The following is an 11,270-nucleotide window of genomic DNA, read 5'->3' as shown; positions in this document are numbered from 1 at the left end:
CGGACCGGTACGTGCGGGTGCCGTCCGGCTCCGCCCAGCCGGTGGAGACGCCCTGCTCGGCCAGCCAGGCGATCTCCCGGTAGAACGTCCGGGAGGTGGCCACGTCCCGGAACGGCGACACCGCCGGCGGCACGTAGGCCGGGGACCCCGCCATCCGGTACAGGAAGGCCGCCATCACGTCCCGGCTCACCGCCGCCCCGGGCCGGTACGTGCGGGTCCCGTCGGCCTCGACCCAGCCCCGGGAGACGCCCTGCTCGGCCAGCCAGGCGATCTCCTTGTAGAACGTCCGGGAGGTGGCCACGTCCCGGAACGGCGACACCGCCGGCGGCACGTAGGCCGGGGACCCGGCCATCCGGTACAGGAAGGCCGCCATCACGTCCCGGCTCACCGCCGCGCCGGGCCGGTAGGTGCGGGTCCCGTCGCGCTCGGCCCAGCCGCGCGACACACCGCGCTCCGCCAGCCAGGCGATCTCCCGGTAGAACGTCCGGGAGGTGGCCACGTCCCGGAACGGCGACACCGCCGGCGGCGCGTAGGGCGCGACGAACCCGGCGGCCGGGCTCGCGGACGTCCCGGGCACCACCGACCCGGCCGGATAGGCGTAGTAGTAGAGCGTCAGGTAGGTCTCCCAGCCGGGACCTCCCGGGCCCGACGTCGGAACGTGGCTGACCCCGACCCCGAGGTGGGTCAGGTCCCGGGCGAACTGGTCGGTCCCGTTGCGGGGATAGAAGTCCAGCAGGTAGTGGGTGAGGGCCTCGACCGCGTCGACGCCCTGGAAGGAGCCGGTGAACACGCCCTTCCCGTAGTACTGGTCCATCCGGACCGCACCGGCGGGGACGCCCGCCCAGGGGTCCGGGTTGCGCAGTTCCTGCCGGGCCCCGGCCATGGTCTCCGCCCACTGCTGGGCGTTGCGGGACAGCGCGGTGTTGTAGACCAGCGGGGCTCGCCTGGCCTGGCGGCGGTGGTCGTTGACGATCTTGAAGGCCTCGGCGACGTGCTCGACCGTGGTCGGGTGGGCGGCGGCGGCCAGGCCGCCGGCGGCCGGAACCTCCGCGGACCCCGGCTCCGCCGCGACGGCGGCGGAGCTCGAAGCCGCGGCGGCGCTCGGGGCCGGGGCGGCGTCCGCGGCGGAGCCCCCGGCCAGGCGCACGTCCGGTGCCCCGGCGGTGCGGGCGAGCTCGGGGGCGGGGGCCGGAGGGGTCGGTGCGGCGAGCGCCGCCGGCAGCCCGCCGACGAGGAGGGCGGCGGCGGTGGACACGACGAGCGCGGTCCGTGCGAGGTTCATGGGGTCTCTCCCTGCTGGGGGCGGCTCCGCGGAGGGGGGTACGGGCCAGCAGGAAATTAGCATGTGCGATCACCCGTGGGCGAGAGGTGCAGGGAAGCCGCTGGTCGCCCGGCGCGGCGCCGGCACCGCGCCGGGCGCTCAGCGGACGGAGATCCGCCGGTACAGGCCCCAGCCCAGCAGCGCGAGCAGCACCAGCGCCGCCGCGGCCAGCAGGAGGACGAGCCCCTCCGGGAACCCCGCGGCGCCCGTGCCGAGGGCCGCGGCGGAGCCCGGCGCCGACGCGGCGACCCACACCAGGACGGCCAGTGTCGTCACGACGGTCCCGATGATGGACAGCGCCAGCGCCACGGGGCCGCCCCGGACGTAGACCGTGGCGAAGACCGCCCCGACCAGCTGCGCCCCGAGGTAGAGCAGGAACGCCACGAGGGCGGCCCGCGCCGGGGACCCTCCCGCGAAGATCGCGGTGTCGAAGGCGGGCAGGCCCAGGAACCACCCGCCGGTGGCGCGCTCGAGGAGCAGGAACACGGTCAGGACGGCCGCGGCCAGCAGGGCGAGGAGCACGAAGACCAGCACGGAGCCCCACCACATCGACCGGCGGGTGGCGCCCAGCGCCAGGGCGAGCGGCGTGCTCGTCCCGACGACCTGCGCGGCGTGGACGAGCAGCGCGATCCCCGGCCACCAGAGCAGGACCTGGTTGTGGCGCAGGCCCTCGGCCACGGCACCCGCGGGGGCGTCCAGGACGACGTGCAGCACGAGCCCGGCGAGCAGGCTGAGCATCCCGGACACGGCGACCACGGTGACGACCATGCCGGCCCCGGCGAACCGGTTGACGGTGTTGAGCTTGAGGACGGGAGCGAGACGTGACATGGCGGAGGTCCTCTCAGGCGTTCTGGAGCTGGTCGGCGGCCACGGGGACGAGCCCGTGGGCGGCGACGGCCGACTGCAGGGAGACGGCGTCGATCTCGATCCCGTGGCGCGCGGCGGCGGCCCGGGCGTCGTCGTCGTGGGGAGCCGCCACGGTCACGGTGCGCAGGGCGCCGATCCGCTGCTCGCGGGACACCTGGTGCTCGAGCTGCCGCTCGGCCAGGTAGGCGGCGACGTCCGCGGCGGGGCCCGCGACCGTGTGGGCGCTGGCGCGGGCGGTCTCGAGGTCGGCGTCGAGCACGAGCCTGCCGCGGTCGAGGAGCAGGACGTGGTCGAGGAGGTTGGCGACCTCGTCGACCAGGTGGGTGGAGATCACCACGGTCCGCGGGTGCTTCGCGAAGTCCTCGAGGAGCCGGTCGTAGAACAGCTCCCGGGCCACCGGGTCGAGGCCGCCGTAGGGCTCGTCCAGCATGGTCAGCTCCGCGCGGGACGCGAGGCCCAGGACGATGCCGAGGGCGGTGTGCTGGCCGGTGGAGAGCTTCTTGATCCTGGTCCGCGACGGGAGCCGGAGGTCCTCGGCGAGACCGCGGGCGAGCTCCGCGTCCCAGCCGGCGTGGAACGCCGGCGCGGCGTCGAGGACGTGGCGGACCCGGAACTCCTCGGGATAGCGCTGCCGGTCCCGGAGCAGGACCGTGCGGGAGAGCGCCCCGGCGTTCTCCCAGCCGGGGCCGCCGAAGAGCTCGACCCGCCCGCCGCGATCGGGGCGGACCTGCTGGCCGATCACGGACAGCAGGGTGGTCTTGCCGGAGCCGTTGCGCCCCACCAGGCCGTAGATCCGGTCCGGGGCGAGGTCGAGGTCGACGCCGTCGAGGGCCCGCGTGTCCCGGTAGGTGCGGGAGACGCCGCGCAGGGTGACGACGGAGGACGGTGTGCCGTTCATGGGGTGGACTCCTGACGGGTCGGTGCGGCGGCCGGGGACCGGCCGAGCGCGGAGCGGACGAGGCCGAGGACGTCCTCCGGCGGCAGCTGCAGGGAGTGGGCCTCGGCGACGAGCGGTGCGACGTAGCGGTCGTCGAACTCCTGCCGCCGCTGCTCGAGGAGCCGGTCCCGGGCGCCGGCGGCGACGAACATGCCGATACCGCGGCGCTTGTAGAGGATCCCCTGGTCCACGAGGCGGTTCACGCCCTTGCCCGCGGTGGCGGGGTTGATGCGGTAGAAGGCGGCGAACTCGTTGGTGGAGGGGACCTGGGTCTCCTCCGGATAGGCGCCCGCGAGCACGTCGGCGCAGATCCGCTCGGCGATCTGCTGGAAGATCGGGCGGTCGTCGGAGATCACGGCCCTCCCCTTCACTGGTTCATTAGTTGTGTAACTAACCATTGCACCTCGAGTCTCGCCGCGCAAGAGGGGCCGGGAATTCCCGTCCGGTCCAGCCGGTAACGTGGGGTCCATGAGGATCGCCACCTGGAACGTGAACTCCGTCCGCGCCCGCGCCGACCGCGTGGAGGCGTGGCTGCAGCGCTCCGACGTGGACGTCCTGGCCATCCAGGAGACCAAGGCGAAGGACGAGAACTTCCCCTGGGAGCTCTTCGAGTTCATGGGCTACGACGTCGCCCACTTCGGGCTCAGCCAGTGGAACGGCGTGGCGATCGCCTCCCGCGTGGGCCTCGAGGACGTCGAGCGCACCTTCCCGGGCCAGCCCGCCTTCGGCAAGCCCGGCGAGGAGCCCGTGCAGGAGGCCCGCGCGATCGGCGCCACGTGCAACGGGGTCCGCGTCTGGTCCCTCTACGTCCCCAACGGCCGCGGCCTGGAGGACCCGCACATGCCCTACAAGCTCGAGTGGCTGCGCGTCCTCAAGGACCACGCCAGGCAGTGGGTCGAGGAGGACGCGCAGGCGCAGGTGGCTTTGGTGGGCGACTGGAACGTCGCCCCGCAGGACGAGGACGTGTGGGACCTGCAGTTCTTCCTCGACAACGGCCTGACCCACGTCAGCGCGCCCGAGCGCGCCGCCTTCCACGCCTTCCTCGAGGAGGCCGGCTACCAGGACGTGGTCCGCCCCCGGCACCCCGGCCCGGGCGTCTACACCTACTGGGACTACAAGGGGCTGCGCTTCCCGAAGAAGGAGGGCATGCGCATCGACTTCCAGCTCTACTCCCCCGCCCTGGCCGGCCGTGTCACCGACGCGTCGATCGACCGCGAGGAGCGCAAGGGCAAGGGCGCCTCGGACCACGCCCCCGTCGTCGTCGAGATCGACTGAGCGGCCGTGGCCCAGCTGCTGCAGGTCGGCCGGACGTTCCGCTCGGCCACCGGCATCCCCCACCAGTTCGCCCTCCGGGTCTACGTGCCCGCCGAGGAGCTCGACGCCGTGTACGCCCCCCTGCTGCCCCGGGCGCTGCCCCCCGAGGAGGCCGGGGTCAACGAGCTGACCGAGCAGCTCGCCCGCCTGGCCGAGCCGGGCGAGGACCCGCTGCCCCCGGCCGTGGAGCCGCTGTGGACCCTGCCGTTCTCGGCGGCGCCCCGGGGCCGGGACATGCTCGCGGCCGGGGTCGGCGACTTCCCCGTCTACCACCCCCCGCAGCGGCTGCGGCGCTCGCTGCGGCTCGTGGCGCTCGCGGAGGAGGAGGGAGGCCAGCCCCTGCCCAACCTGCTCATCCCCGAGGACGCCGTCGCGGCCGCGGGCGAGCGCGTCTCCAAGGAGCACTTCGTGCCCGTGCACACGCGCCAGTCGGCCTTCACGGTGCCCATGGCGTGGTTCTCGCTCTTCACCGAGCAGGACCACACCGAGAGCTTCCACCACGGCAACCGCGTCCACCGGTGCGCGGTGCCGGTGGACCTCGCGACCCGCCGCGTGGTGCGCGCCGCGCAGGTGGTCGAGGACGCCGGCGGGGAGGACCTGGAGGACCTCGGCGAGGACCTCACGCACCTGGGCCGGTGGCTCGGGGCGTTCTCCGCGAACTCCCTCGTGGTCCTGCACTACGGCTCGATCGCCGACCCGTTCCAGCCGGACGAGAGTCCGCAGGACTTCTCGGACGCCGTGGAGCTGCTGGCCTCCCAGGACGCCCACGGCGCCGCCGTGGCGTTCCGCCGGCTCATGCACCGCTGGCTGCGCCTGGCCCACCAGGAGAGCGCCAGCTGAGCCCTGCGGCCGCCCGCTCCCGTGGCTCGCCGTCCGGCGGTGGGTCCGGTGCGCAGGACCGGGAACCCGTCCCGGTGACCGCTGCGCGTCGAGCCGCCACCGGGCGACCGGCACCGACCCGGGGACCGTCGCGCCGTGGCGGGCCCACGGGGCTCCGGACGGCCGCGGACAGCGGAACGGCCCCGCACCGGTCGAGGTGCGGGGCCGTTCGGTCCAGGGCGGCCTACGCGCGCGCGGTCCGGCGGCGGGCGATCACGACGCCACCGGTGACGGCGGCGAGTCCGGCCAGGCCGAGGGCGGCGATCCCGGCGGTGGGCTCCTCCGGGGCCACGGCCACCCCCGTGTCCGCCCCGCCGACCGGCATCTGCTCCACCTGCGGGTCGGTGGGGACGTCCCCGACCGGGGGCAGCGGAACATAGGCGTAGTCGGCGTTCTCGCAGGCGACCCCGTCGGAGTCGCTGTCGAGGTCGGCGGTGTAGCGCGGGTCGCCGACCGGAATGTTGTAGACCCCGGCGCCGGCGGCGGCGTCGCAGGTCTCGAACAGCGGGAACGACAGGGCCGAGGCCGGGGCTGCGGTCAGGGCGGAGAATCCGACGGCAGCGACCAGCGCGGCGCCGGCAGCACTTTTCTTCATGGTGTCTCTCGACTTTCCTGAGGAGTGATGACCCTCACACCGTACTGACGGCATGCCCGACGAGTGCACACGCGGGCGCCACAACACGCCGGTGACCTGCACATATGTCACTTCATGAACTTCCGCCCGCCGCTCGCGCCGGTGCGGCCCGGCCGACCGCCCCCGGCCCACCGGACCCCGCTGTGCAGAGCGGTGACCTAGGGCTGGACGGGTGCCGTCGCACCGGCACCGGACCCGATGAGCAACCGCGCCGTGCCGCGCGCATGGGCGATCGGGTCCGAGGGTGCGCCCCGCAAGAGACTGCTGAGCACCCCGTTGTAGAGCAGCAGCAGCGACGAGGCCACCGCGGCCGGGTCCTGGCACCGCGCTTCGCGGGCCAGTTCCGCCAGCCGCTCGGTGACCAGCGCGGTGTCCTGGCGGAGCAGCTCGAACACCGGGTCGCTGGTCCCGGCCTCCGGGGCGGGGCGTTCGGAGGCGGTGGCCAGGAAGCAGCACCACTGGGTGGGGCCGGACGAGGCCCGGAAGGTCTCGATGGCGTCGAAGACCGCCAGCAGACGCTCCTGCGGGGAGCCGGCGGCGGCGACGGCGTCGTCCCAGTGCCGGGTCCAGGCGAGGAGCCGGCGGGAGAGCACCTCGCGCAGCAGGTTGTCCTTGGAGCCGAAGTGCTTGTACAGCGTCACGATCGCCACCCCGGCCCGGGCCGCCACCCGGTCCACGCCCGTGGTGGTGATGCCCTCGTGGAAGAACAGGCTCTCGGCGGCGTCGAGGATGCGGTCGCGGGTGTGCTGCGGATTGGCCATGGGGATAGTATAACGTTCGTTACAGCACAACGACCGTTATGCCCAGAGGAGCACGCGATGACAGCACCTTCCGCGCCGGCACGGCACAGCACCGGCATGGGCACGGCGGTGGCCGGGATGCTGCTGATCGCGGCCACCTACGGGATGGCCCGTTTCGGGGTGGGGCTGTTCGCTCCGTACCTGGCGGTCCAGCGCCCGGACCTGGTCGGGGTCCTGGGCTGGGCGGCCGGCGCCCAGTTCACGTCCTACTCGCTGGCCGCCGTGGTGGCCGCCCGCCTGGTGGACCGCAGCCCTCGGACGGGGCTGGTTCTGGCCGGAGCCACCGCGACGGCCGGGTGCGTGGGGGTGGCGGTGACCTCGGACCCGGTGGTGTTCGTCGTCGCGGTCTTCGTCGGGGGCATGGGCGGGGGCTTCGCGTCCCCGGCCCTCGTGCCGATCATCGACGCGGTCGTCGCCCCTGAGGCCACGCCCACGGCACAGTCCGTGGCCAACACGGGCACGGCCGTGGGCGTCATCGCAGCGGGTCTGCTGGCCTCTGCCGTTCCCTCGATCGGCCCGGCGTGGCTGCTCATGGCCGTGATGTGCGCGACGGCCGCCGCAGCGGTGTGGCACCCCGTGCGGACACGCACCGACCTGGCCACGGCACAGGCCCCTTCGTCGGGCCCGCTCCCCTCCTCGTCCCCCCGAGCGTGGCGGCCCCTGCTCGCCCCGGGCGCTGCGGCACTGCTCGCCGGCGCCGGATCGTCACTGATCTGGACGTTCGGGCCGCTGCTGCTCACCGGGTCGGGGGCCGTGGCCGCGGAACGGGCCGGATGGCTGTGGATCGCCCTGGGCCTGGGCGGGCTCCTCGGCACCCTGACCGGGACCCTGGTGCAGCACACGGGCCGACGGGTCGGCGGGTGCACCTGCGCCGGCGCCCTGGCCCTGGCCGGCGCCGGTGTGGCGCTGGGCGTGGCCACCGGCGGCTCCTGGTTGGCCTACACCGGCATGGCCGTCTTCGGGGCCGGCTACATGGGCCTGACCACGGTGCTCATCCTGTGGGCCCGCCACGCTTGGCCGCACAGCGCAGGAGCGGGCACCTCGGTCCTGTTCATCGCACTGGCCACCGGGCAGGCGCTGGGATCCGTCGGCTTCGGAGCGGCCCAAGAGCTCCTGCCCCCGGTGCTCCTGGCCACGGTGGCCGCGAGCCTGTGCGCTGCCGGTGGACTCACGGCCCTGCTGGGCGAGCGGTGACACGGCCCCGGACGGGCACCGCTGTTCCCGGACGGGACCCGAGCGGCCCCTGGGGAGCAGGTGGGACCGCACGGCCCGTGCGCCTGGGGTCAGTGCTCACCGGGGAAGGTGCCGGTGGAGGCCAGCTGCTCCGCCACGTCGCGCAGCTTGAGGTTGGACCGGGAGCTGACGGTGGTCAGCACCACGAAGGCCTGCTGGGCGGTGATCTTGAACCGCTCCATCAGGATGCCCTTGGCCTGGCCGATGAGGTCCCGGGTGGTCAGGGCCTGGTGCAGGCGGTTGATGTGCTGGGCGTCGGCGAAGGCCACTGCTGCGTGGGCGGCGACCAGCAGCCCCGCCTCCTCCGACCTGTCGGTGAATGCCTCGGCCGCAGCGCCGTAGACGTTCAGCGCCCCCAGGTCCTTCTCGTCGGTGTAGAGCTGGAAGCACAGCATCGACCGCGCCCCGGCCTCCAGGGCGGCCGGGGCGAAGGACGGCCACCGGTCCTCGTGGCCGAAGTCCGGGACGCGCACGACCGTCTCGGCGTAGGCCGCGTCCAGGCAGGGCCCCTCGCCGTGCTCCTCCTGCAACCGGTCCACGGTCGCCGCCAGGTCCGAGGACGCGGCATGGGAGGTCATGGTGCGCCGGGCCCGGGCCACCGAGATGGACGCCGCCGCCGCGCCGGGAATCAGCTCCAGCGCCGCGTGCACCATCGCCGCCAGGGTGGCCTCGAGGTCCTCCTCGTGCTGCAGGCTCCTGGCCAGTTCGCTCAGCTGCCCGGCCAGGTCCGCGATGTCCGGGGGGCCGCCGGCCTCCCGGTCCGAGCCCGCCGTGCCCGCCGCCGGCACGTCCGCCTCCCCGGCCCGTTCTTCTCGCGGCCGGTGCGGCCCGGCCTGCGGCGCGCGGGGGTCGTCATCCTCCAGGCCGTGATCCCCCTCGGCGGCCTCCCGGATCTTCCAGGCCCGCACCTGGGACCGGCCCTCCCGTCGGAGCTCCTCCGTCCGGGCCGCCCGTTCCTGGTCGCGGGCCCGGCCCTGGGCCCGATGAGTGCGGGTTCTGTCCATGGTCGGTTCGGGCTCGTGATCTCCCGTCATCTGCTCTCCTCGGTCTGGGACTGCCCGGCAAGATCCTGGGACAGCGGGCCCGGGCATCGGCGCTGGGACCAGGATGCCCTCCCGCACCCCCTCGATCACAGACCCCCGTCGACGATCTCCCGGGGACGACGGCGGAAGCCGGTCCGGCCCCTGCCTCCCCGTGCCGGTCGGGGGCCGTCACCGGACGGCCGGCATCTCCCTGCCCGGAGGGATCCGGGCAGCGTCCGCGCGTGCGCGACGGCTCCTGGCCACGGTGCACCGGACGTCCGCGCCGCCGGACAGGGCCTCGTGGCGGTGAGCTCCGCTACCCCTCCGCCGGGCGCCCCGGTGGCTTCAGCAGGTCCGCGGCGTAGGGGGCCCGCAGCGGGGGCTGCCGGCTGATGAGCTCGTTGGCGGCGTGCGCCAGCAGGTCGCGCTGCAGCCCGGGCAGGCTCAGGCAGTCGTGCAGGTAGGCCTCGACCTCGATCTCCCCGGCGTGGCCACCGAGGGTGAAGTAGTGGAACCACAGCTCCTTCCCCTCGATGCCGGCGCGGCGGACGACCTCGTGCAGCAGGCGGGCCTGTTCGGCGCCGACACCGTCGCGGTTCACCGGCAGGCCCTCAGTTGCCCGGGTCCGGGTGGCGCTCCAGGATCTGGTGGGCGACCTCCGCCATGGGGCGGCCCTGGGTGCGCGATGCCGTGAGCAGCACGGCATGGGCGTCGTCCGGGTCGGTGGCGCGCTGCTCCATCAGCATCCCGGTGGCCCGGTCGATCGCCTGCCGGTCCTCCAGTCCGGCCTGCAGCTCCAGACTGAGCCGCTGCGGGGCGTCCGTGGACTGGGCCGAGCCGAGCAGGGTGGCCGCCGCCGCGGCCAGCAGACCCAGCTGCTGCTCCTCGTGGCCGGTGAAGGCGTGGGCGACGGTGGCGTAGACCTTCATCGCCCCCAGGCGCCGGTCCCGGAACTCCAGCGGGACGCTGAGCACCGAACGGATCCCCGAGGCGGCGGCGACCGCCGACCACTCCGGCCAGCGGTCGTCGTCGTCGGTGTCGTTGATGCGCTGGGGGACCCCGGCGGCCCAGGCGCTCAGGCACGGGCCGCCCCCGAGTTCGTACTGGCGGGCGTCGGCGGTCTCCACGAGACGGTCGGTGGCCCCGTTGCTGGTCCTGGTGCCCTGGTCGTCGATCAGGGAGACCCCGGCCCCGGCCGCCGACGGGATGAGGTCCCGGGCGACCTGGGCCAGCTGGTGCACCGCGACCGCAGCGCGCTCCTGGGACAGGAGCATGTTCTGCAGGCGGGCGAAGACCGTCGCCAGCTCCGTGGTGGGGGATGTTGTTGTCATCGGGACCTCCTGGGTCCGGCGGGGCGGGTCGATTCCACTGCGCACCGTGCGCGCCGCCGTGGCATCGACGACAGGTCGCCCCTCGCTCGGGACGTGCCCCTTCGCTCAAGGTTACGCCTGATGACAGCAGACGCGCCCGGTCGCGCACGATCACGGCCGGACCCACCGGTTCCCGGGTGGACCTGCGTCGCTCCGGAACGCTCGGACGTGGACGGCCTCCGCACGTGGTGCCCGGCCGGCACGGGGCGGCCGGCTCGGCCGGGCACGCGGCGGGAGCATGAAGGGCGGTGCGTCCCACTCACTTCTACGCCGTAGACGCAACGTGTAGACTCCAAGCACAGACACCTCATGAAGCAGAGCCCCGCGTCGAAGGATCCTGATCACCATGCCTCCCCCCACCGCGAACTCCGCCCCCGCCGGGGATCCCCCACCGCATCCCAAAAGCAGGGCGCGCAAGCCGCGGCTCAGCCGGGAGGTCGTGCTCACCGCCGCCCTGAAACTGGTGGACGCCGAGGGCCTGGAGGCCCTCTCCATGCGCCGGCTGGGCGCCGAACTGGACCGGGACCCCATGGCCCTGTACCGCTACGCGAAGAACCGGGCGGACCTCCTCGACGGGATCACGGAACGGGTGCTGGACCAGCTCGTCATCCCCACCGACGGCGACGACTGGCAGGACCAGCTGCGCGCCACCGCCCACGACGTCCGCGCCCTGGCCCTGGCCCACCCGCACGTGGTGCCGCTGCTGGTCACCCGGCCGCTGTCCACCCCGCTGGGACTGCGCCCGCTGGGCACCCTGCGCCCCCTGGAGAACATCCTGGCCCTGCTCATCGACGCCGGATTCGCCCCGGCCGATGCCCTGCACGTCTACCGGGCCTACTACGGGTTCCTCTACGGCCACATCCTCAACGAGCTCCAGGAGATCGTCGTGGACG

13 protein-coding genes are annotated in these 11,270 nt (G+C 74.1%); 4 read left to right on the top strand and 9 right to left on the bottom strand.

Annotation, left to right across the window (positions count from 1 at the left end):
* From ACH9D3_RS11510 to ACH9D3_RS11495, 4 genes are all read right to left on the bottom strand, one after another.
* Nucleotides 1-1,282: S-layer homology domain-containing protein (locus ACH9D3_RS11510; protein WP_396411018.1), on the bottom strand; the 1,282-nt coding region annotated here is incomplete at its 3' end.
* 138 nt (nt 1,283-1,420) lie between these two features.
* Complete coding sequence (locus ACH9D3_RS11505; protein ID WP_396411017.1) at nt 1,421-2,149, bottom strand: hypothetical protein; 729 nt, start codon at nt 2,147-2,149, stop codon at nt 1,421-1,423.
* A gap of 13 nt (nt 2,150-2,162) precedes the next feature.
* Nucleotides 2,163-3,086 carry an ATP-binding cassette domain-containing protein gene (locus ACH9D3_RS11500; RefSeq protein ID WP_396411016.1) on the bottom strand — a complete coding sequence of 308 codons (924 nt, stop codon included), beginning with the start codon at nt 3,084-3,086 and terminating at the stop codon, nt 2,163-2,165.
* Entirely contained in the window at nt 3,083-3,481 is a 399-nt protein-coding gene (locus ACH9D3_RS11495; protein ID WP_396398806.1) for a GntR family transcriptional regulator, read from the bottom strand. Before ACH9D3_RS11495 ends, ACH9D3_RS11500 begins: the two co-directional genes overlap by 4 nt.
* A 112-nt stretch (nt 3,482-3,593) precedes the next feature.
* Here ACH9D3_RS11495 and ACH9D3_RS11490 point away from each other — a divergent pair, with 112 nt between their 5' ends.
* Both ACH9D3_RS11490 and ACH9D3_RS11485 read left to right on the top strand, forming a co-directional pair.
* Nucleotides 3,594-4,400 carry an exodeoxyribonuclease III gene (locus ACH9D3_RS11490; protein WP_396411015.1) on the top strand — a complete coding sequence of 269 codons (807 nt, stop codon included), beginning with the start codon at nt 3,594-3,596 and terminating at the stop codon, nt 4,398-4,400.
* Nucleotides 4,401-4,406: 6 nt separating this feature from the next.
* Nucleotides 4,407-5,279 carry a hypothetical protein gene (locus tag ACH9D3_RS11485; protein ID WP_396398808.1) on the top strand — a complete coding sequence of 291 codons (873 nt, stop codon included), beginning with the start codon at nt 4,407-4,409 and terminating at the stop codon, nt 5,277-5,279.
* Between the two features lie 223 nt (nt 5,280-5,502).
* On the opposite strand, the gene ACH9D3_RS11480 is transcribed toward ACH9D3_RS11485, so the two are convergent.
* Both ACH9D3_RS11480 and ACH9D3_RS11475 read right to left on the bottom strand, forming a co-directional pair.
* Complete coding sequence (locus ACH9D3_RS11480; protein WP_396411014.1) at nt 5,503-5,913, bottom strand: excalibur calcium-binding domain-containing protein; 411 nt, start codon at nt 5,911-5,913, stop codon at nt 5,503-5,505.
* A gap of 197 nt (nt 5,914-6,110) precedes the next feature.
* Nucleotides 6,111-6,713: a TetR family transcriptional regulator gene (locus ACH9D3_RS11475; protein WP_396411013.1), complete on the bottom strand. Its 603-nt coding sequence runs from the start codon at nt 6,711-6,713 to the stop codon at nt 6,111-6,113.
* A gap of 57 nt (nt 6,714-6,770) precedes the next feature.
* Between ACH9D3_RS11475 and ACH9D3_RS11470 the strand changes: the two genes are divergently transcribed.
* Nucleotides 6,771-7,946 (top strand): MFS transporter, encoded by a 1,176-nt coding sequence (locus ACH9D3_RS11470; protein ID WP_396411012.1) that lies wholly within the window; start codon nt 6,771-6,773, stop codon nt 7,944-7,946.
* A gap of 89 nt (nt 7,947-8,035) precedes the next feature.
* Here ACH9D3_RS11470 and ACH9D3_RS11465 read toward each other — a convergent pair whose 3' ends face one another.
* From ACH9D3_RS11465 to ACH9D3_RS11455, 3 genes are all read right to left on the bottom strand, one after another.
* Nucleotides 8,036-9,019: an ANTAR domain-containing protein gene (locus ACH9D3_RS11465; RefSeq protein WP_396411011.1), complete on the bottom strand. Its 984-nt coding sequence runs from the start codon at nt 9,017-9,019 to the stop codon at nt 8,036-8,038.
* 304 nt (nt 9,020-9,323) lie between these two features.
* Nucleotides 9,324-9,608 carry a hypothetical protein gene (locus tag ACH9D3_RS11460; RefSeq protein ID WP_396411010.1) on the bottom strand — a complete coding sequence of 95 codons (285 nt, stop codon included), beginning with the start codon at nt 9,606-9,608 and terminating at the stop codon, nt 9,324-9,326.
* Nucleotides 9,609-9,618: 10 nt separating this feature from the next.
* On the bottom strand, nt 9,619-10,338 hold the full coding sequence (locus ACH9D3_RS11455; RefSeq protein WP_396411009.1) for a GAF domain-containing protein: 720 nt from the start codon (nt 10,336-10,338) through the stop codon (nt 9,619-9,621).
* A gap of 385 nt (nt 10,339-10,723) precedes the next feature.
* Here ACH9D3_RS11455 and ACH9D3_RS11450 point away from each other — a divergent pair.
* Nucleotides 10,724-11,270 (top strand): TetR/AcrR family transcriptional regulator C-terminal domain-containing protein (locus ACH9D3_RS11450; protein ID WP_396411008.1); only part of this gene is annotated, 547 nt, incomplete at its 3' end.

It is taken from the genome of Kocuria kalidii (assembly GCF_044462225.1).
Taxonomy (GTDB): Bacteria; Actinomycetota; Actinomycetes; order Actinomycetales; family Micrococcaceae; genus Kocuria; species Kocuria kalidii.
This window is presented reverse-complemented; position numbering and strand designations above follow the sequence as displayed.

What these genes read in the sequence shown, in the direction of transcription:
- ACH9D3_RS11505 (WP_396411017.1), bottom strand. Translation starts at nt 2,149, where the DNA reads ATGTCACGTCTCGCTCCCGTCCTCAAGCTCAACACCGTCAACCGGTTC.
- ACH9D3_RS11500 (WP_396411016.1), bottom strand. Translation starts at nt 3,086, where the DNA reads ATGAACGGCACACCGTCCTCCGTCGTCACCCTGCGCGGCGTCTCCCGC.
- ACH9D3_RS11490 (WP_396411015.1), top strand. Translation starts at nt 3,594, where the DNA reads ATGAGGATCGCCACCTGGAACGTGAACTCCGTCCGCGCCCGCGCCGAC.
- ACH9D3_RS11480 (WP_396411014.1), bottom strand. Translation starts at nt 5,913, where the DNA reads ATGAAGAAAAGTGCTGCCGGCGCCGCGCTGGTCGCTGCCGTCGGATTC.
- ACH9D3_RS11475 (WP_396411013.1), bottom strand. Translation starts at nt 6,713, where the DNA reads ATGGCCAATCCGCAGCACACCCGCGACCGCATCCTCGACGCCGCCGAG.
- ACH9D3_RS11470 (WP_396411012.1), top strand. Translation starts at nt 6,771, where the DNA reads ATGACAGCACCTTCCGCGCCGGCACGGCACAGCACCGGCATGGGCACG.
- ACH9D3_RS11465 (WP_396411011.1), bottom strand. Translation starts at nt 9,019, where the DNA reads ATGACGGGAGATCACGAGCCCGAACCGACCATGGACAGAACCCGCACT.
- ACH9D3_RS11455 (WP_396411009.1), bottom strand. Translation starts at nt 10,338, where the DNA reads ATGACAACAACATCCCCCACCACGGAGCTGGCGACGGTCTTCGCCCGC.